This is a genomic window from Pseudomonas sp. SED1, assembly GCF_034044025.1.
GTDB lineage: Bacteria > Pseudomonadota > Gammaproteobacteria > Pseudomonadales > Pseudomonadaceae > Aquipseudomonas.
Map to the genome: position 1 here is coordinate 13,261 of NZ_JAXCIS010000157.1, position 20,173 is coordinate 33,433.

At 59.9% G+C, this 20,173-nt stretch carries 17 protein-coding genes; 10 read left to right on the plus strand and 7 right to left on the minus strand.

The window, feature by feature from the left end:
- Nucleotides 1–2: 2 nt before the first annotated feature.
- The 3 genes from SNL23_RS20110 to SNL23_RS20120 all read left to right on the plus strand — a co-directional run bounded on the left by SNL23_RS20110 (nt 3) and on the right by SNL23_RS20120 (nt 4,063).
- Nucleotides 3–563, plus strand: coding sequence for an RNA polymerase sigma factor (locus SNL23_RS20110; protein ID WP_076017617.1), 561 nt, complete (start codon nt 3–5; stop codon nt 561–563).
- Nucleotides 560–1,549 carry a FecR family protein gene (locus SNL23_RS20115; RefSeq protein ID WP_318303247.1) on the plus strand — a complete coding sequence of 330 codons (990 nt, stop codon included), beginning with the start codon at nt 560–562 and terminating at the stop codon, nt 1,547–1,549. The genes SNL23_RS20110 and SNL23_RS20115 overlap by 4 nt, the downstream gene beginning before the upstream one ends.
- 273 nt (nt 1,550–1,822) lie before the next feature.
- Complete coding sequence (locus SNL23_RS20120) at nt 1,823–4,063, plus strand: TonB-dependent receptor (RefSeq protein ID WP_318303248.1); 2,241 nt, start codon at nt 1,823–1,825, stop codon at nt 4,061–4,063.
- A 195-nt stretch (nt 4,064–4,258) separates the two neighbouring features.
- Here SNL23_RS20120 and SNL23_RS20125 read toward each other — a convergent pair whose 3' ends face one another.
- Together SNL23_RS20125 and yejK are read right to left on the minus strand one after the other, a co-directional pair.
- Nucleotides 4,259–4,609: a glutaredoxin family protein gene (locus SNL23_RS20125; RefSeq protein ID WP_318303249.1), complete on the minus strand. Its 351-nt coding sequence runs from the start codon at nt 4,607–4,609 to the stop codon at nt 4,259–4,261.
- On the minus strand, nt 4,609–5,613 hold the full coding sequence (yejK, locus tag SNL23_RS20130) for a nucleoid-associated protein YejK (protein ID WP_003212745.1): 1,005 nt from the start codon (nt 5,611–5,613) through the stop codon (nt 4,609–4,611). The genes SNL23_RS20125 and yejK overlap by 1 nt, the downstream gene beginning before the upstream one ends.
- Nucleotides 5,614–6,009: 396 nt before the next feature.
- Between yejK and SNL23_RS20135 the strand changes: the two genes are divergently transcribed.
- Nucleotides 6,010–6,291: an HU family DNA-binding protein gene (locus tag SNL23_RS20135; RefSeq protein ID WP_017476062.1), complete on the plus strand. Its 282-nt coding sequence runs from the start codon at nt 6,010–6,012 to the stop codon at nt 6,289–6,291.
- A gap of 63 nt (nt 6,292–6,354) precedes the next feature.
- Here the strand turns inward: SNL23_RS20135 and rlmF are convergent, their stop codons facing one another.
- From rlmF to SNL23_RS20160, 5 genes are all read right to left on the minus strand, one after another.
- The gene (gene rlmF / locus SNL23_RS20140; protein WP_076017736.1) at nt 6,355–7,377 is read right to left on the minus strand and encodes a 23S rRNA (adenine(1618)-N(6))-methyltransferase RlmF; all 1,023 of its coding nucleotides are present in this window, start codon (nt 7,375–7,377) and stop codon (nt 6,355–6,357) included.
- Nucleotides 7,378–7,625: 248 nt separating this feature from the next.
- Entirely contained in the window at nt 7,626–10,478 is a 2,853-nt protein-coding gene (locus SNL23_RS20145; protein ID WP_318303250.1) for a valine--tRNA ligase, read from the minus strand.
- A 185-nt stretch (nt 10,479–10,663) separates the two neighbouring features.
- A complete protein-coding gene (locus SNL23_RS20150; protein ID WP_076017612.1) occupies nt 10,664–11,068 on the minus strand; it encodes a DNA polymerase III subunit chi in 405 nt (134 codons plus the stop codon).
- Between the two features lie 7 nt (nt 11,069–11,075).
- Nucleotides 11,076–11,504: a DNA polymerase III subunit chi gene (locus SNL23_RS20155; protein ID WP_102605183.1), complete on the minus strand. Its 429-nt coding sequence runs from the start codon at nt 11,502–11,504 to the stop codon at nt 11,076–11,078.
- A gap of 147 nt (nt 11,505–11,651) precedes the next feature.
- Nucleotides 11,652–13,142: a leucyl aminopeptidase gene (locus SNL23_RS20160; protein ID WP_076017610.1), complete on the minus strand. Its 1,491-nt coding sequence runs from the start codon at nt 13,140–13,142 to the stop codon at nt 11,652–11,654.
- Nucleotides 13,143–13,424: 282 nt separating this feature from the next.
- Between SNL23_RS20160 and lptF the strand changes: the two genes are divergently transcribed.
- The 6 genes from lptF to era all read left to right on the plus strand — a co-directional run bounded on the left by lptF (nt 13,425) and on the right by era (nt 20,159).
- Nucleotides 13,425–14,543 carry an LPS export ABC transporter permease LptF gene (gene lptF / locus SNL23_RS20165; protein ID WP_076017609.1) on the plus strand — a complete coding sequence of 373 codons (1,119 nt, stop codon included), beginning with the start codon at nt 13,425–13,427 and terminating at the stop codon, nt 14,541–14,543.
- Nucleotides 14,536–15,615 (plus strand): LPS export ABC transporter permease LptG, encoded by a 1,080-nt coding sequence (gene lptG / locus SNL23_RS20170; RefSeq protein ID WP_076017608.1) that lies wholly within the window; start codon nt 14,536–14,538, stop codon nt 15,613–15,615. The genes lptF and lptG overlap by 8 nt, the downstream gene beginning before the upstream one ends.
- Before the next feature lie 152 nt (nt 15,616–15,767).
- Nucleotides 15,768–17,567, plus strand: a complete 1,800-nt coding sequence (gene lepA / locus SNL23_RS20175; protein ID WP_076017607.1) for a translation elongation factor 4 — start codon at nt 15,768–15,770, stop codon at nt 17,565–17,567.
- A gap of 5 nt (nt 17,568–17,572) precedes the next feature.
- Nucleotides 17,573–18,427 carry a signal peptidase I gene (lepB, locus tag SNL23_RS20180; RefSeq protein WP_076017606.1) on the plus strand — a complete coding sequence of 285 codons (855 nt, stop codon included), beginning with the start codon at nt 17,573–17,575 and terminating at the stop codon, nt 18,425–18,427.
- Between the two features lie 147 nt (nt 18,428–18,574).
- On the plus strand, nt 18,575–19,264 hold the full coding sequence (gene rnc, locus SNL23_RS20185; RefSeq protein WP_076017605.1) for a ribonuclease III: 690 nt from the start codon (nt 18,575–18,577) through the stop codon (nt 19,262–19,264).
- Nucleotides 19,257–20,159: a GTPase Era gene (gene era, locus SNL23_RS20190; protein ID WP_003210432.1), complete on the plus strand. Its 903-nt coding sequence runs from the start codon at nt 19,257–19,259 to the stop codon at nt 20,157–20,159. Before rnc ends, era begins: the two co-directional genes overlap by 8 nt.
- The last annotated feature ends 14 nt before the right edge of the window (nt 20,160–20,173 follow it).

Sequence of the window (20,173 nt, forward strand, 5' to 3'; positions counted from 1 at the left end):
TGATGATCATCACGCCTCCCGAATCCAAAGAGCAGCACGCAGACGCGGCAGGCGGACGGGCGCATTTCCTGCAAGTGTTCCTGTCCCAGCGCTCGCAGATGGAAGCGCTGGTCAGCCGCCGCGTGGGTTGCCGTGCGACGGCGGCGGACCTGGTGCAGGATTTGTTCCTGCGCTTCTGGCGCCGGCCACTGGTGCAGGTCGAGGAGCTCAGCACCTACCTGCTGCGTTGTGCCGGCAATATCGCCATCGATCACCTGCGCAGCGAAGGCGCCCGGGTGCGCAGCAGTGAAGGCTGGCTGCCGGAACAACAGGATAACCAGGGCTCCGAGCCCCAGGCTGCGCTGGAGGCGGGCAACGATCTGCGCCATGTCGAAGCGGCTCTGCGCAGCTTGCCGGAGCGTACCCGACAGATTTTCCTGCTCAACCGCATCCATGGCCGCAAGTACGCGGAAATCGCCAAGGCCATGGGCCTGTCCCAAAGTGCCGTGGAAAAACATATGATGCGCGCCCTCGAAGCCTGTAAGGCCAGCCTTCGTGAACCATCGCCAAGGAAAGCCCCGTGAACGCCACTGCCCGCGTCACCCCGACGCCCGACCAGGAACAGGCCGCATTGGCCTGGCTGAGCTTGTTGCACGACCAGCCCAGCAGTGGCGACCAGTCCACGTTCAGCCATTGGCTGCGGGCCGACCCGGCGCATGTCGAGGCCTATGCCCAGGCCCAGGTGCTGTGGGAATTGAGTGAAGTACCGGCCAGAACCTTGGCGGATGAGGATGCCCTGGCGCTGCAGGGTTACTTGAACGCGATGAATACCTCAAAGCGCTCCAGCGTGCGGCGCTGGTCTGGCGCCCTGGCCATGGCCGCCTGCCTGCTGGTGATGATCTCGATGGGCGCCGGCTGGCAGCCGTCGCGCTGGGTCGATGACTTCGGCGCGGATTACGTCACCGCGCCGGGTGAGGTGAAGACCGTGACCCTGGCCGATAAAAGCCTGGTTACCCTGGACGCCGACAGCGCGATCTCCGTGGATTTCAAGCATGGCGAGCGCCATATCCAGCTACGCCGTGGCGCCGGTTTTTTCAGTGTGACCCACACGGGCGAATCCTTCGTGGTCGAGGCCGGCAGCGGCGAAGCGCGGGTGCTCGGCACGCAGTTTGAAGTGCGCCTGCAACCGGCGGGTGCGCAGGTGACGGTGTTGTCCGGCCGGGTTGGGGTTACGCCGTCGAAGTATGCTCAGCAACAGATTCTGACGGCCGGCCAGCAAGTGGCCTACGCCGATGGTGTCGCCGATGAGCTGCACGCGGTCGACAGTGAGTCGCGCCTGGCCTGGCGCGACGGCTGGCTCAACTACTACAAGGCGCCGCTGGCCGATGTGGTGCAAGACCTCGGCCGCTACTACCCCGGGCGCATTCTGCTGCTCAACGAAGACCTCGGCACGCGCCGCGTCAGCGGCAGTTTCCCGAGCAAGGATCCGCAAGCGGTACTCAACGCGCTGCAGGCCGTCCTGGGGTTTGAACAGCACACGCTGCTCGGTCGGATGATCGTATTGCGCTAGATACAGGTTGCTACGCTGCAATGGCGTAGCACTGTCATTACTTGCACCTTTCCTCCTTGAAGATCCCCATGCTTTGGCACCTCGGGGTCTGTCGACCTTTCATTTAACCTTCATCGCAATCGCCAAAACCTGTAACCAAACCGTTACGTGATGCACGGATGATCCTCGGATTCCTGAGCAGGTGGTCAGGAAGATTGGCGGCGCTGTTCACCCAGCCCAAATCGCCAAGACCTCCCCCATAACAACAGATGGATGCATGTAAGGGATCTACTCGTGACCTACAACAAACTCTACGCCCTGCTTTTAGCATCGGGCCTGGGCGGCTTTGCGCCGCTGGTTCTGGCAGACGACTCCCAGGATGTCGGTTCGGTGCACGTCGCCGGCGAACGTACCCTGGGCACCGGCCACATGATTCAGGAAGAAAGCGCCAAGGCCCGGTCCACCGTGACCAAGGAAGCCATGGACGAAATGTCCCCGACGGCCAACGCTATCGACAAGCTCAAATACACCCCGGGCATTAACGTTTCGAACGATGACGCCAGCGGCATGAGCGGCACCAGCTTCACCATGCGGGGTATGAACTCCGACCAGGTCGGGGTTTCCATGGACGGCGTGCCGATCAACGACTCCGGTAGCTACGGTGTGTACGCCAACCAGCTGGGCGACCCGGAAAACGTCGGCGAAGTGTTTGTCACCCAAGGCTCATCAGAAGCGGACGGCCCGCACATTGGTTCCAGCGGCGGCAACATCGGCATGGTCACGATCCGGCCGACCAAAGAGCCAGGCTTGTTCGTCAAACAATCCATCGGCTCGAACAACCTGACAAAGTCTTTCGCACGGCTCAACACCGGCGACCTGGGTGGCTTCAAGAGCTGGGTCTCGGCCTCTCACACCGAAGGCGACAAGTGGCGCGGCAAGGGCACTGTGCGCGGTGACAAGGTGGAGTGGAGCACGCTGTTCGAAGACGACAATGGCAACTCCAGCAACTTCACCATGAAGTACAACAAGCAGGAAAACTACAACTACAACACCCTGAGCAAGGCCCAGTTCCAACAACAGGGGCGGCGCCTGGATTACTCGGAAACCCCGGTCTACAAAAACGGCTTGCTGTCGTCTTCCTACAAGCTCAACCGCAACCCTTTCGAAAGTGTCATGACCACCTTCACCCAGCGCTGGCGCTTGCGTGATGACCTGGCCCTGACAGTTGCGCCTTACTATTACTGGGGCAACGGCGGCAGTTTCAGCGGCCAGACCGCGACCAACCTGGGGCCGAAGTCCGACAAGGCCGGTAACTACGACCTGGGTAACCTCAAGTCGGCCAACTACTACCGGCCGTCCTGGACCGAAACCTGGCGCCCAGGTGTCACGGTCAAAATGAAATGGGACATCAACGAAGAGCACAGCCTGGATTACGGCTACTGGTACGAGCGCGCTCGCCAGCGCCAGACCCAGCCGTATATCGGGATCAACAGCGAAGGTGCACCGGACGACATCTGGGGTGATTACAACAGCGGCGGCCAGGTGGTCGACAAGAACGGCAAGACCGTCCAGGGCCGCCACCAGTACACCGTGACCCCTGCCCAGAAACTGTGGGTGCAGGACAGCTGGCAAGCCACGCCAGACCTGAGTTTTGTCGGCGGGCTGGCCTACCAGTACGTCGAGCGTGACGGCGACAACCTGGGCAGCCTGTACGACCAGCCGGAAAAACGTAACGCCCGTTACCATCAGTTCCTGCCGAACTTCAGTGCCAAGTACCAGGTCGACGAGAGCAACCAGGCGTTCTACAACGTCACCCGCAACATGCGCACCCCGCAGAACTACGTGCTGTACAACAAGGGTGACTCTCTCAACCTCAACCCCGAGCTGAGCTGGAACCAGGAACTGGGCTGGCGCTACACCGAAGAAAAAATGGCGCTGAGCGCCACCCTGTTCTACATCACCTTCAAGGATCGCCAGTTGTCGACCACCGACTTGAACGGTGACTACGTGATGGCCAACGTCGGTGACGTGACCAACAAAGGCCTGGAGCTGGAGTGGAGCGGCCTGCTGCCGTACAACTTCAACTACTACGCGTCGTACACCTATACCCAGTCCGAGCAGCAGGACGATTTTGTCAGCAAGAACGTGCTGTTGCCGACCAAGGGCAACCAGTTGGCCAACGTGCCGGAAAACATGCTCAACCTGGTGTTCGGGTATGACGACAAGCGCTACTACGGCAACATTGCCGGCAAGTATGTCGGGGCGTTCTACGGCGATTTGACCAACAACGAGAAAATCTCCGGGCGCACCGTGTTTGACCTCAACGCCGGTATCTACTTGCCGGTGGACAAGAAGGTCTTCAAGTCGGCAGCGCTGCGCTTCTCGATGCTCAACGTGTTTGATAAGGAATACTTGAGCTCGGCGCGTACGGTGTCGTTCAACTCGGCGCCGGTAAATGGCCTGGCGGCCAGCTCGGCGTATTACAACGTGGGTGAAGAGCGTACGGCAATGGTTTCCCTGGAGGCCAATTTCTAGGGTTCCATACGGCTATGAATGGCCGCGAATGGCCTGTGGCGAGGGAGCTTGCTCCCGCTGGGGCGCGAAGCAGCCCTAAACCCGACAATCGGGTTCAACCTGGAGGAACCCGGGCGCCTGTTTTGGGGCTGCTGCGCAGCCCAGCGGGAGCAAGCTCCCTCGCCACAGGTTCTGGTGCAGGCCGCACGGACTGGGTTACTTCAGGGCTGCCATGATCGCTTCAGGGTTGTAATCGCGAATCAGCGTGCCGTTCACGTCCACAAACGGAATCCCGCCGCCTCCCAGCGCCTCATACGCCTTGCGCGCTGGGGCGTCCTTCTCGATATCAAACGCCTGGTAGGGAATCCCCTTGGAATCCAGAAAGCGCCGGATCTGTTTGCAGTAGCCGCACCACTCAGTGGAATACAGCACCACACGCGCCGCCGCGCGTGTCTGCTCCGGCACCACCTGGGAGGGGTTGAACAGCCGCTCGATCTTGCCCCAGTTCTGGAAAACCACCACCACCAGCAACACCAGCAGGACTTTCTTCAGAACCCCGCCCAGCATCAGTTGCGACGCTTGAGCTGGTCGGTCAACTGGGTCGGCAGGCCCTTGATGATCAAGGTGCCGGCGGCTTCGTCGTATTCGATCTTGTCGCCCAACAGATGCGCTTCAAAGCTGATGGACAAGCCTTCGGCGCGGCCGGTGAAGCGACGGAACTGGTTCAGGGTGCGTTTATCCGCCGGGATTTCTGGCGACAGGCCGTAGTCCTTGTTGCGGATGTGATCGTAGAAGGCTTTTGGCCGATCTTCATCGATCAACCCGGACAGCTCTTCCAGGCCCATTGGCTCGCCGAGCTTGGCCTGGCTGCTGGCGTAGTCCACCAGGGTCTTGGTTTTCTCGCGGGCGGACTCGTCCGGCAAGTCTTCGCTTTCGACGAAGTCGCTGAAGGCCTTGAGCAGGGTGCGGGTCTCGCCCGGGCCGTCCACGCCTTCCTGGCAGCCGATAAAGTCGCGGAAGTACTCCGAGACCTTCTTGCCGTTCTTGCCCTTGATAAAGGAGATGTACTGCTTGGACTGCTTGTTGTTCTGCCACTCGGACACGTTGATCCGCGCCGCGAGGTGCAGTTGGCCAAGGTCGAGGTGGCGCGACGGCGTCACGTCCAGTTGGTCGGTCACTGCCACGCCTTCACTGTGGTGCAGCAGGGCGATCGCCAGGTAATCGGTCATGCCCTGTTGATAATGGGCAAACAGCACGTGGCCGCCGGTGGAGAGGTTGGATTCTTCCATCAGCTTTTGCAGGTGTTCCACGGCAATGCGGCTGAACGCGGTGAAATCCTTCCCGCCGTCAAAATATTCCTTCAACCAGCCGCTGAACGGGTGCGCGCCGGACTCGGCATGGAAAAAGCCCCAGGCCTTGCCTTGTTTGGCGTTGTAGCTCTCGTTGAGGTCGGCAAGCATGTTCTCGATCGCGGCCGACTCGGCAAGCTCGGAGTCGCGGGCGTGGAGAACTGCGGGTGTGCCGTCGGGTTTTTTGTCGATCAGGTGGACGATGCAATGACGGATCGGCATGGGCTTCTCGGCAGGTGAAGGGGAGTGGTTGAGCTCCCGGAAAAAGTCGCCAGTGTACCGCACCCGCTAGGGATGGCGTTGTTCGGAGGGCATTTTGAGAGCCCTCCGACGGGCCATATGCCTTTTTTTCACGGTTTAGAGCGATAAAGCTGACCAAATGGGTATGTTGAGGCGGATATTTCCCCGTCTCTGTGCTAGTTTTGCCCCGTCTTACGCGCAGTCTGGGCGTTAAGCGTGCATTCAGCATTTGTCAGGTCGAACCAAACCCGGTTTCAGGTATCTATAACCCCGATCTTCGTGGTTATAGCCCTTGGGTGCCAGGCCTTGATGGCAGGGCTCGATGGCTGACACTGCACTCTGCAATCCAAATGAATTTGATAGGGAAGGAACACCACAATGGCTATTACTAAAGACCAACTGATCGCTGATCTGGCTGAATCCACTGGCGCCACCAAAGTTCAAGTGCGTGCAGTGATTGAACAACTGAGCCAGATCGTTGCTGATCAGCTGGAAAACGGCGGCGAAATCACTCTGCCAGGCGTTGGCAAACTGAAAGTGACCGAGCGTCCTGCCCGTACTGGCCGTAACCCTTCGACTGGCGCTGCCATCGAAATCGCTGCCAAGAAAGTTATCAAGCTGGTTGTGGCAAAAAGCCTGACCGACGCTGTTAACAAGTAAGACGCAGCAAAAAAAACCGTGCTCCGGAGCGATCCGGGCACGGTTTTTTGTTGCCTGCGGTTTTTAATCCTTGCGCGCCCAACGCTGGCGCCACACCTGTTGCTCGCTCGGGGTCTGGAAGGTCCAGGCGACAAAGCGGCTCTGCTTCTGGCCCTGGGACATCTCCACCACCTGGCTCTCCAGCACACCGGCCTTTTTCAGCGCGGTCTGGATCGCCGGCAGGTTTGACGCTTTCGACACCAGGGTGCTGAACCACAGTACTTTATGTTGGAAATGCGCGCTTTCAGCGATCAACTGCGTCACAAACCGCGCTTCACCGCCTTCACACCACAATTCCGCCGACTGGCCACCGAAGTTCAGTACCGGCAACTTGCGCTTCGGATCAGCCTTGCCCAGTGCTCGCCATTTACGCTCGCTGCCCTTGGTTGCTTCATCCATGGACGCGTGGAAGGGCGGGTTGCACATGGTCAGGTCAAACCGCTCACCCGGCTCCAGCAGGCCCAGCAGGATCTGCTTGGGATTGGTTTGCTGGCGCAGTTGGATGGCCTTGTTCAGCCCGTTGGATTGCACGATCGCCTTGGCGGCCGCCACGGCCGTCGGGTCGACTTCCGAGCCGAGGAAATTCCAGCGGTACTCGCTGTAGCCGATCAACGGGTAGACGCAGTTCGCGCCCATGCCGATGTCCAGCACCTTCACTGGCGCGCCACGGGGGATCACGCCTTCGTTGACGCTGGCGAGCAGGTCGGCGAGGAAGTGCACGTAGTCGGCACGGCCCGGGACCGGTGGGCACAGGTAATCAGCCGGGATGTCCCAGTGATTGATGCCGTAGAACGCCTTGAGCAACGCCCGGTTAAACACCCGCACCGCGTCGGGGCTGGCGAAGTCGATGCTTTCCTTGCCGTACGGGTTGATGATCACGAATTGCGCCAGTTCCGGCGTGGTCTTGATCAGCGCCTGGAAGTCGTAACGGCCCTGGTGGCGGTTACGCGGGTGCAAGGTGGCCTCTTTGCGCGGAACGACGGGCTTGGCCGGCGTAGTGGATTTAGGCTTCTTGCGCGGTGCTTTGGGTGTGCTGGGGGCGGTCATGGGCTGCGTCGATTCTGGAATTTGGCTCAAAGTGGCGGGCATTGTCCCACATTCTTGAGTCGAACTCGGTCAAATGTGGGAGCTGGCTTGCCTGCGATGGCATCGCCTCCGTCTGACAGATACACCGAGTCGCCTGCATCGCAGGCAAGCCAGCTCCCACATTGATCGGGTTTGCAAAGAGATATGTCATTGCTTTCCTGGGCAAAAAAAAGAGACCCGAAGGTCTCTTTTTTCACACGGGCTGCACCTTACAGGCTGGAAATCCGCGCATGTTGCTCGGCCAGTTTGCCCAAAGCCTGTTCAGCTTCGGCCAATTTGGCGCGTTCTTTCTCGATGACTTCAGCCGGAGCCTTGTCGACGAACGCCGCGTTGGACAGCTTGCCGCCCACCCGCTGCACTTCGCCTTGCAGACGCAGGATTTCCTTATCCAGGCGCGCCAGTTCGGCACCTTTGTCGATCAGGCCGGCCATCGGCACCAGCACTTCCATCTCGCCAACCAGTGCGGTAGCGGACAGCGGCGCTTCGGCACCTGCAGCCAATACGGTGATCGACTCCAGCTTCGCCAGCTTCTTGAGCAGCGCGTCGTTCTCGGTGAGGCGACGCTGATCTTCAGCGCTGGCGTTCTTCACGAACACGGCCAGTGGCTTGCCCGGGCCGATGTTCATCTCGGCGCGGATGTTGCGCGTGCCCATCATCAGGGTCTTGAGCCATTCGATGTCGCTTTCAGCCGCCTCATCAATGCGGGCTTCGTTGGCCACCGGCCAAGGTTGCAGCATGATGGTCTTGCCGTCTTTGCCGGCCAGCGGCGCGAGGCGCTGCCAGATTTCTTCGGTGATGAACGGCATGAACGGATGCGCCAGGCGCAACGCCACTTCCAGCACGCGCACCAGGGTGTGACGGGTGCCGCGCTGACGTTCGATCGGCGAGTTCTCGTCCCACAGCACGGGCTTGGACAGTTCCAGGTACCAGTCGCAATACTGGTTCCAGATGAACTCGTACAAGGCCTGCGCCGCCAGGTCGAAGCGGAACTGGTCGAGTTGACGGGTCACTTCGGCTTCGGTGCGCTGCAGCTGGGAGATGATCCAGCGGTCCGCCAGGGACAGCTCGATGGCCTCGCCGTTCTGGCCGCAGTCTTCGCCTTTATCCAGCACGTAGCGCGCGGCGTTCCAGATCTTGTTGCAGAAGTTGCGATAGCCTTCGACGCGGCCCATGTCGAACTTGATGTCGCGACCTGTCGACGCCAGCGAGCAGAAGGTGAAGCGCATGGCATCGGTGCCGTAGCTGGCGATACCTTCCGGGAATTCTTCGCGGGTCTGCTTTTCGATCTTTTTCAGCAGTTTTGGCGTGGGTTGCATCAGGCCGGTAGTGCGTTTCTGCACCAGGGTTTCCAGGTCGATGCCGTCGATGATGTCCAGTGGGTCCAGGACGTTGCCCTTGGACTTGGACATCTTCTGGCCCTGGCCATCACGTACCAGCCCGTGCACGTACACAGTCTTGAACGGTACCTGCGGGGTGCCGTCTTCGTTTTTCACCAAGTGCATGGTGAGCATGATCATCCGGGCAACCCAGAAGAAAATGATGTCGAAGCCGGTGACCAGCACGTCGGTGGAGTGGAATTTCTTCAGGAACTCGGTCTGCTGTGGCCAGCCGAGGGTGGAGAAGGTCCACAGGCCCGAGCTGAACCAGGTGTCCAGTACGTCGTTGTCCTGTTGCAGCGTCACGTCCGGGCCGAGGTTGTGCTTGGCACGTACTTCGGCTTCGTCGCGGCCAACGTAGACCTTGCCCGACTCGTCGTACCAGGCCGGAATCCGGTGGCCCCACCACAGCTGGCGGCTGATGCACCAATCCTGGATGTCACGCATCCACGAGAAGTACATGTTTTCGTACTGCTTAGGCACGAACGCGATGCGGCCGTCTTCCACGGCAGCAATCGCCGGCTCGGCCAGCGGCTTGGTAGACACGTACCACTGGTCGGTCAGCCAAGGCTCGATGACGGTGCCGGAGCGGTCGCCTTTCGGCACCTTCAGGGCGTGGTCATCAACGCTGACCAGCAGGCCGGCAGCGTCGAAGGCTGCAACGATTTGCTTGCGCGCTTCAAAACGGTCGAGGCCGGCGTATTCAGCCGGGATCTTGCCGTCGATGCTCTCGTTCAGCGTGCCGTCGAGGTTGAATACCTGGCAGGCCGGCAGAACAGCGGCGTTTTTGTCGAAAATGTTCAGCAGCGGCAGGTTGTGGCGCTTGCCGACTTCGTAGTCGTTGAAATCGTGGGCCGGGGTGATTTTCACGCAGCCGGTGCCGAATTCAGGGTCGCAGTAGTCGTCCGCGATGATCGGGATGCGACGGCCAACCAGCGGCAGCTCAACGAACTTGCCGATCAGCGCCTGGTAGCGTTCGTCGTTCGGGTTAACCGCGACGGCGGCGTCGCCAAGCATGGTTTCCGGACGAGTGGTGGCGACGATCAGGTAGTCGTTGCCTTCGGCGGTCTTGGCGCCGTCAGCCAGCGGGTACTTGAGGTTCCACAGGAAACCTTTCTCGTCGTGGTTTTCCACTTCAAGGTCGGAAATCGCCGTGTGCAGCTTGGTGTCCCAGTTGACCAGGCGCTTGCCGCGATAGATCAGGCCGTCTTCGTGCAGGCGCACAAAGGCTTCCTTCACGGCTTCCGACAGGCCGTCGTCCATGGTGAAGCGCTCGCGGCTCCAGTCGACGGACGAACCCAGGCGTCGGATCTGACGGCTGATGTTGCCGCCGGACTGATCCTTCCATTCCCAGATTTTATCCAGGAATTTTTCGCGACCCAGGTCGTGACGGTTCTGGCCGGTGGCTTCCAGTTGGCGTTCCACCAACATCTGGGTGGCGATGCCGGCGTGGTCGGTACCTGGCTGCCACAGGGTGTTGCGACCCTGCATGCGGCGGAAACGAATCAGGGCATCCATGATCGCGTTGTTGAAGCCATGGCCCATGTGCAGGCTGCCCGTGACGTTCGGTGGCGGAATCATGATGGTGTAGGCATCGCCCGCGCCTTGCGGAGCGAAATAATTCTCGGACTCCCAGGTCTGGTACCAGGAAGTTTCAATAGCGTGCGGCTGGTAGGTCTTATCCATGCGCGGCGGGACCCTAGTTGGCATTAATTCAGGAAAGCCGACAAGTATAGCGGGGGATAGGGGAGAGGGGTAGGAGCGAGCTTGCTCACGAAAAACCTGAGGGCGGCGCGTTCATTCAGGATGCACGCGTTATCGTTCACGCCCTTCGCGAGCAAGCCCGCTCCCACACGGGATATGTGTCAGCCCTAGTTCTGGTACTGGCTCAACAACCGCTCCATGCGCGCATCCAGTCGGCGCTTGATCTCGGTTTCGATATGCGGGGCAAAATCGTCGATCACGTCTTGCATGATCAGTTGCGCAGCGGCGCGCAGTTCGTTGTCCAGATGCAGCAAGAGGGCGTCGGGCGCTTTCTCTGCGGCAGGCACGGCAACTGCCGGCGCGGGTGCGGTTTGCTCTGCGGGCGTTTCGACAGGTTCCGGCGCAACAGGCTTGCCGCCGACCATATCGAACAGCAAAGGAATTTGTACGTCACCGTTGACCGCATCGGTCAGCAGCGGCGGTTGCAGGTCATCATCACCGAGCAGCTTGCGGATCGACTCAAGGTCATCCAGCAGGTGGTCAGAGTCTTTTAGCGGGTTTGGAGTGTCCATCATGTGCTCAAAGTCGTTGTAGCCGGTGATCTTGCAGAGAATAGCCCTGTTCGCGGTAGAAACGGAAACTCTCCCGCGCGGCCTGACGAATAGCCGGGTCTTCCACCACCACTTCCGCCACGCGGGCAAAACCTTTGGCGAAGGCCGGTACTTTCAGGTCGAGGTTGACCAGCAGGTCTGTGTGATCGCCGCAGCTGTCGCCCAAACCCAGCACCACCAGGCCTTCCGGCTCTGATTCGGCAGGGCCGTGTGGTACGAAGCTTTCGCCCTTGAAGCGCCAGAGGCGGGCGTCGAGGTCGTCACGTTGGGCGGCATCGCTGCAATGCAGGTAGATGCGGTGGCCCATGCGCCAGGCTTTTTCGGTGAGCTTGCAGGCAAAGTCCAGGCGCGCGGAAGGATCGGCGCTGGGCAATATATAGAAGTCGACTTGGGTCATTGCGGTTCCTGAGCCCGGGGCGGCGTTGCGGCCGTCCCGGGGTTTGTAGGAACGAGCTTGCTCGCGAAAAACCTGAGAACGACGCGTTCATCCAGAATGAGCGCGTTATCGTTAACGACCTTCGCGAACAAGCTCGCTCCTACAGGGTTAGGCCTTGGCGCGGTCCAGCAGGTACTGGGTCAGCAATGGAACCGGACGGCCAGTGGCGCCCTTGTCCTTGCCGCCGCTGGTCCAGGCAGTGCCGGCGATGTCCAGGTGCGCCCAGTTGAAGTTCTTGGCGAAACGCGACAGGAAACACGCAGCGGTGATGGTGCCGGCTTTCGGGCCACCAATGTTGGCGATGTCGGCGAACGGGCTGTCCAGCTGTTCCTGGTACTCATCGAACAGCGGCAGTTGCCAGGCGCGGTCGTCTGCAGCCTGGCCGGCGCTGAGCAGTTGGCCGATCAGTTCATCGTTGTTGCCCAGCAGGCCCGATGTGTGGGCGCCCAGGGCAACCACGCAGGCCCCGGTCAGGGTGGCGATGTCGATCACGGCTTGCGGCTTGAAGCGTTCGGCGTAGGTCAGGGCGTCGCACAGCACCAGGCGGCCTTCGGCGTCGGTGTTGAGGATTTCCACGGTCTGGCCGCTGAGGGTGGTAACGATGTCGCCCGGACGCGCCGCGCCGCCGCTCGGCATGTTCTCGGCGCAGGCCAGGATGCACACCAGGTTGATCGGCAGCTTCAGTTCCAGCACGGCACGCAGGGTACCGAATACGCTGGCGGCGCCGCCCATGTCGTACTTCATCTCGTCCATGCCCAGGCCCGGCTTGAGGCTGATGCCGCCGGTGTCGAAGGTGATGCCTTTGCCGACCAGGGCGTATGGCTTCTCGGACTTCTTGCCGCCGTTGTATTGCATCACGATCAGGCGCGGCGGCTGGTCGCTGCCCTGGCCCACGGCATAGAACGAGCCCATGCCGAGTTCCTTGATCTTCTTCTCGTCCAGGACTTCGACTTTCAAACCCTTGAATTCTTTACCCAGCGCCTTGGCTTGCTCGCCCAGGTAGGTTGGGTGGCAGATATTCGGTGGCAGGTTGCCCAAATCACGGGTGAAAGCCATGCCGCCGGCGATGGCCTGGGCGTGGGTCACGGCGCGTTCCACTTCAGCCTGGGCCGCCTTGATGGTCAGCAAGGTGACTTTCTTCAGGGCGCGGGGTTCGGCCTTGGTGCTCTTGAACTGGTCGAAGACGTAGCCGCCATCCAGCAGGCTTTCGGCCAGCAGGCGGGTCTTGCCGTAGCTGTCGCGGCCCTTGACCACGATTTCGTCCAGCGCCAGGGCTGCATCGGTGCCGCCCAGGCCCTTGAGGGTAGTGAGGATGCTGCTGATGATCTTGCGGAACGGACGGTCGCCCAGTTCGGCGTCCTTGCCCACGCCCACCAGCAATACGCGCTCGGCTTTAAGGTTGGGCAGGCTTTGCAGCAGCAGGCTCTGCCCCACTTTACCGGCCAGGTCGCCGCGCTTGAGGACCGCGCTGATGGCGCCGCCGCTCAGTTCGTCCAGTTGCTTGGCGGCAACGCTCAGCTTGCGGCCTTCGCCGACAGCGACCACGAGGGTGGCGGTTTTCAACGTTTCGGGGCTAACGCTTTTTACAACCAGTTCCATTTTCGGGTCCCTTATAAAGGTCAGTGAGCCAGGAGTCTGTACTCCGGCTTGTAAGCTTGGCAGCCTGTAGGCCGCCCGCGACAAAGGCCGCAGTTTGAACCTCGCCGCCCGAGCCTGACAACCCTTGTGGGCAGCTTTGTGCACGCGTATGAGCAAGCTCCGTGACAGGTGCGGTCAATCACAGGATAATGCGCCATCTTTTTAGCCGGCCTGCAGCAATGGGTCGTCTCGATATGCTTGCTTGTTTGGCCGCCTTAGCCTGACAACCCTGGAGTGTCTGGTTTGATCGTCTTCCGTTATCTGTCCCGCGAAGTCCTGTTGACCCTGAGTGCCGTGAGTGCGGTATTGCTGGTCATCATCATGAGTGGTCGCTTCGTCAAATACCTCGCCCAGGCTGCCTCGGGTGCCCTGGATCCGGGTTCGCTGTTCCTGATCATGGGCTTTCGCCTGCCGGGCTTCCTGCAGCTGATCCTGCCATTGGGCCTGTTTCTCGGGATCTTGCTGGCCTACGGCCGCTTGTACCTCGAAAGCGAAATGACCGTGCTGTCGGCCACCGGCATGAGTCAGCAGCGCTTGCTGGCCATGACCATGGTCCCGGCCACCGGTATCGCGCTGATCGTGGCCTGGCTGAGCCTGAGCCTGGCGCCCCAGGGAGCCTTGCAGTTCCAGCTGGTGCTCAACAAACAGGACGCCATGACCGAATTCGACACCCTGGAACCGGGCCGCTTTCAAGCGCTCAACGACGGCACCCGGGTGACCTACACCGAACAACTGTCGGATGACCGTGCCAACCTGGGCGGTGTGTTCATCTCCCAGAAGAACCTCGGCCAGAACCAGAAAGACCGTGGTATTTCCATATTGGTGGCCGACAGCGGGCGCCAGGAAGTGCGTCCGGACGGCAGTCGCTATCTGATCCTGGAGAACGGTTATCGCTATGACGGCAGCCCCGGGCAGGCGGATTACCGGGCAATCAAGTACGACACTTACGGTGTAATGCTTGCCCGTCCGGATGTCAGCGACGAAGTGACCGACCGCGACGCGATCCCGACGCCGGACCTGATCGGCAGCAAGGAATTGCGCTCGATTGCTGAACTGCAATGGCGGATTTCCCTGCCGCTGCTGGTGTTTATCGTGACCTTGATGGCGGTACCGCTGTCCCGGGTCAACCCGCGCCAGGGCCGCTTCCTCAAACTGTTGCCGGCCATCCTGCTTTATATGGCTTACCTGACCATCCTGATTTCCGCCCGCGGCTCCCTGGAGAAGGGCAAGCTGCCGCCGGCTCTTGGGTTGTGGTGGGTCCACGGGATCTTCCTGATGATTGGCCTGGGCCTGCTTTATTGGGAGCCGATGCGTTTGAAGATGCGGAGTCGTCGCAGCATGAAGGAGATGGCTCGTGGTTAAGCTCGACCGCTACATTGGTAGCAGCGTCCTGGTCGCAATCCTTGCGGTATTGGGCATTATTCTGGGCCTGGCCTCGTTGTTCGCCTTCATTGATGAAGTCGGCAACGTCAGCGATACCTACACCGTTACCAACGTTCTGAGCTACGTGGCGCTGACAGCGCCACGTCGTCTCTACGACATGATGCCGATGGCTGCGCTGATCGGGTGCCTGATTGGCCTTGGCAGCCTGGCCAGCAACAGCGAACTGACCATCATGCGTGCGGCGGGTGTTTCCATTGGCCGCATCGTGTGGGCGGTCATGAAGCCCATGCTGTTGCTGATGGCGGTCAGCGTGCTGATCGGTGAATACGTGGCGCCTCCGGCCGAATCCACAGCCCAGGCCAATCGTGCCCTGGCCCAGGGGTCCGGTGATGCTCAAAGCTCCAAGCATGGCCTGTGGCACCGGCAGGGTGAGGAGTTTATCCACATCAACGCCGTACAACCGGGTGGCCTGTTGATCGGTGTCACCCGTTATCACTTCGATAAAGAACGTCACCTGTTGTCGTCCAGCTTCGCCAAACGTGCGCAGTACGCCGAAGAAAAGTGGCAACTCAGCGATGTGACCACCACCTATTTCCGAGATATCGGCAAGGGCGCGGCGTCGACCACCGAAGTGATCAACGTTCCGACGGAGCAGTGGGATATTTCCCTCAAGCCCGAATTGCTGAATACCGTGGTGATGATCCCGGAAAGCCTGCCTATCTCCGGCCTGTGGGGTTATATCCACTACCTCAAGGACCAGGGCTTGAACAATGGCCGTTACTGGCTGGCGTTTTGGGTCAAGGTGTTGCAGCCGGTAGTAACCGCTGCGCTGGTGCTGATGGCGATCTCGTTCATCTTCGGTCCGCTGCGTTCCGTAACCCTCGGTCAGCGAGTGTTCACCGGCGTGCTGGTGGGCTTTACCTTCCGTATCGCCCAAGACCTGCTGGGGCCGTCCAGCCTGGTATTCGGCTTCTCGCCGTTGTTTGCGGTGCTGGTGCCCACGGCTATTTGCGCCGTGGCCGGCTTCTGGCTGTTGCGTCGGGCCGGTTGAACCCGCGCTTATGAACAAAAAATGCCCCGTTCGAACGATCGGGGCATTTTTGTTCTTGGTCACCATGGATGACGTCAGGTCTGCGCATCAGGTACAATTCCCGGCTATTTTTCAGCGGGCAGTCTGCCTGCAGCCTTTTTGAGTGTTGATCCGTGAGTGATTTGAGTCATATCCGCAATTTCTCCATCATCGCCCACATTGACCATGGCAAGTCGACGCTGGCCGATCGATTTATCCAGATGTGCGGCGGCCTTGCCGAGCGTGAAATGGAAGCCCAGGTGCTGGACTCCATGGACCTCGAGCGCGAGCGCGGGATCACCATCAAGGCCCACAGCGTTACCCTGTACTACACCGCCAAAGACGGTATCAAGTACCAGCTCAACTTCATTGACACACCGGGCCACGTCGACTTCACCTATGAAGTCAGCCGTTCCCTGGCGGCCTGTGAAGGTGCGTTGCTGGTAGTGGACGCGGGCCAGGGCGTTGAAGCCCAGTCCGTCGCGAACTGCTACACCGCCATCGAGCAAGGTCTGGAAGTGATGCCGGTGCTGAACAAGATCGACCTGCCACAGGCCGATCCGGACCGCGTCAAGGAAGAGATCGAGAAGATCATCGGCATTGACGCCACCGACGCCGTCGAGTGCAGCGCCAAGACCGGCCTGGGCGTCGACGAAGTGCTCGAGCGCCTGGTCAAGACCATTCCCGCGCCTACCGGCAACTACGAAGATCCGCTGCAAGCGTTGATCATCGACTCCTGGTTCGACAACTACCTGGGCGTTGTTTCCCTGGTACGCGTGCGCCACGGCCGTGTGAAGAAGGGCGACAAGATCCTGGTCAAATCCACCGGCAAGATCCACCTGGTGGACAGCGTGGGTGTGTTCAACCCCAAGCACACTGCAACCGTTGATCTGAAAGCCGGTGAAGTGGGCTTCATCATCGCCGGCATCAAGGACATCCACGGCGCACCGGTGGGTGACACACTGACCTTGAGCGCCACCCCTGACGTCGACGTGCTGCCGGGCTTCAAACGCATCCAGCCGCAGGTTTACGCCGGCCTGTTCCCGGTCAGCTCCGACGACTTCGAGGACTTCCGCGAAGCCCTGCAGAAGCTGACCCTCAACGACTCGTCGTTGCAGTACACCCCGGAAAGCTCCGACGCATTGGGCTTCGGCTTCCGCTGCGGTTTCCTGGGCATGCTGCACATGGAAATCATCCAGGAGCGCCTCGAGCGCGAATACGACCTGGACCTGATCACCACCGCACCGACAGTTATTTTTGAACTGTTATTGAAAACCGGTGAAACGATTTACGTCGACAACCCGTCGAAGCTTCCGGATCTGTCTTCCATCGAAGACATGCGCGAACCGATCGTGCGGGCCAATATTCTTGTGCCGCAAGAGCACCTGGGCAACGTCATTACCCTGTGTATCGAGAAGCGTGGCGTACAGCACGACATGCTGTTCCTCGGTACCCAGGTGCAAGTGACCTACGATTTGCCGATGAACGAAGTGGTCCTGGACTTCTTCGACCGTCTCAAATCCACCAGCCGCGGCTATGCTTCGCTGGATTACCATTTTGATCGTTACCAATCAGCTAATCTGGTGAAGCTGGATGTGCTGATCAACGGCGACAAGGTCGATGCCCTGGCGCTGATCGTGCACAAGGACAACGCGCACTACAAAGGTCGCCAGTTGACCGAAAAGATGAAAGAACTGATTCCGCGCCAGATGTTCGACGTCGCGATCCAGGCCGCCATTGGCGGGCAGATCATTGCACGGACCTCCGTCAAGGCACTCAGAAAGAACGTACTGGCCAAATGCTATGGCGGCGACGTCAGCCGTAAGCGCAAGCTGCTCGAGAAGCAAAAGGCCGGTAAAAAACGCATGAAGCAAGTGGGCAACGTGGAAATTCCACAAGAAGCCTTCCTTGCGGTGCTCAGGTTGGATAGTTAGGTCCTATGTCACTAAATTTCCCGCTGTTGCTGGTCATTGCCGTTGCCGTTTGCGGTCTCCTGGCGTTGCTCGATCTGATGTTCTTCGCCCCGCGTCGCCGGGCTGCCATCGCGTCCTATCAGGGCAGCGTCAGCCAGCCCGATGTGGCGGTGGTCGAGAAACTGAACAAAGAGCCAATGCTGGTTGAATACGGCAAGTCGTTCTTCCCGGTGTTGTTCATCGTGCTGGTGCTGCGTTCGTTCCTGGTGGAACCGTTTCAGATCCCTTCGGGATCGATGAAACCTACCCTGGACGTGGGCGACTTCATCCTGGTGAACAAGTTTTCCTACGGGATTCGCTTGCCGGTGATCGACAAGAAAGTCATCGAGATCGGTGACCCGCAGCGCGGCGATGTGATGGTGTTCCGCTACCCAAGCGACCCGAACGTCAACTACATCAAGCGTGTAGTGGGCTTGCCGGGCGATGTGATTCGCTACACCAGCGACAAGCGCCTGTTCGTCAATGGCGAGTCGGTGGCAGAAAAACTGATCGGTTCCGAGCCGAACACCCTGGGCAGCGCCGAGCTGTACCAGGAAAAACTCGGAGCGGTAGAGCACGAAATCCGCAAGGAAATGAGCCGCTACCGTTCGCCGCCTGACAACCAATGGACAGTGCCTGCCGGGCATTACTTCATGATGGGCGACAACCGCGACAACTCCAATGACAGCCGCTACTGGGATGATCCCAATATTCCCAAAGAGCTGCTGGGCATGGTCCCCGACCAGAATATCGTCGGCAAGGCCTTCGCGGTCTGGATGAGTTGGCCGGAACCCAAGCTCAGCCACCTGCCGAACTTCTCGCGGGTCGGGCTGATCAAGTAATCCATGCGGCGCTGTGAACACAGCGCCGAATGCTTTTCTGGGGCTTGGACAAAGTCCGGCTCCATGCAGCAACCACCAGGATTTGAATTTGAACACAGCGTTAATCGTCGCAGGCCACCGGTGCCTCGAACTGAATGTGGGTAAACCGTGAGCGTTTCTCTAAGCCGTCTCGAGCGTCAGCTCGGCTACACCTTCAAGGATCAGGAATTGATGATCCTTGCCCTGACACACCGCAGTTTTGCCGGGCGTAACAACGAGCGCCTGGAATTCCTCGGTGATGCCATCCTCAATTTCGTCGCAGGCGAAGCCTTGTTCGATCGCTTCCCGCTGGCCCGTGAAGGCCAGTTGTCGCGCTTGCGTGCGCGCCTGGTAAAAGGCGAGACCCTGGCCGTACTGGCCCGTGGTTTCGACTTGGGTGATTACCTGCGCCTGGGTTCCGGCGAGCTGAAGAGCGGCGGTTTCCGTCGCGAGTCGATCCTGGCTGACGCCCTTGAAGCACTGATCGGCGCGATCTACCTTGATGCAGGCATGGAAGCAGCCAAGGAGCGCGTTGTCGCCTGGCTGGCGACCGAGATCGAAAGCCTGACGCTGGTAGACACCAACAAAGATCCGAAGACCCGCCTGCAGGAATTCCTGCAGTCCCGGGGTTGCGACCTGCCGCGTTACGAAGTGGTGGATATCCAGGGTGAGCCGCATTGCCGAGTTTTCTTCGTCGAATGCGAAATCACCTTACTGAATGAAAAAAGCCGAGGTCAGGGTGTGAGCCGTCGTATTGCCGAACAGGTAGCGGCCGCTGCAGCACTGATTGCCCTGGGCGTGGAGAATGGCCATGACTGATTCAACCGCAACTCGCTGTGGCTATGTTGCCATCGTCGGCCGTCCGAACGTGGGCAAGTCCACGTTGCTGAACCACATCCTGGGACAGAAGCTGGCGATCACCTCGCGCAAGCCTCAGACCACCCGCCACAACATGCTGGGCATCAAGACCGAAGGCGCCGTACAGGCGGTCTACGTTGATACCCCGGGCATGCACAAAGGCGGCGAAAAGGCCCTTAACCGCTACATGAACAAAACCGCTTCGGCGGCGTTGAAAGACGTCGACGTGGTGATCTTCGTGGTCGACCGCACCAAGTGGACCGACGAAGACCAGATGGTTCTGGAGCGCGTGCAGTACGTCACTGGCCCGTTGATCGTCGCGTTGAACAAGACCGACCGCATCGAAGACAAAGCCGAGCTGATGCCGCACCTGAGCTGGCTGCAGGAACAACTGCCGAACGCCCAGATCATGCCGATCTCGGCCCAGCACGGGCACAACCTCGAAGCCCTGGAGCGTGTGATCGCCGGTTATCTGCCGGAGAACGAGCACTTCTTCCCGGAAGACCAGATCACCGACCGCAGCAGCCGCTTCCTCGCCGCCGAACTGGTACGCGAGAAAATCATGCGCCAGATGGGCGCCGAGCTGCCGTACCAGATCACCGTCGAAATCGAAGAGTTCAAGCAGCAGGGCAAGACCCTGCATATCCACGCGTTGATCCTCGTTGAACGTGACGGCCAGAAGAAAATCATCATTGGCGACAAGGGCGAGCGCATCAAGCGCATCGGCACCGAAGCGCGCAAGGACATGGAATTGCTGTTTGATTCCAAGATCATGCTCAACCTGTGGGTGAAGGTTAAGGGTGGTTGGTCTGATGATGAGCGCGCGTTGCGTTCGTTGGGTTACGGCGACCTGTAATAGGTCTCCGGAAC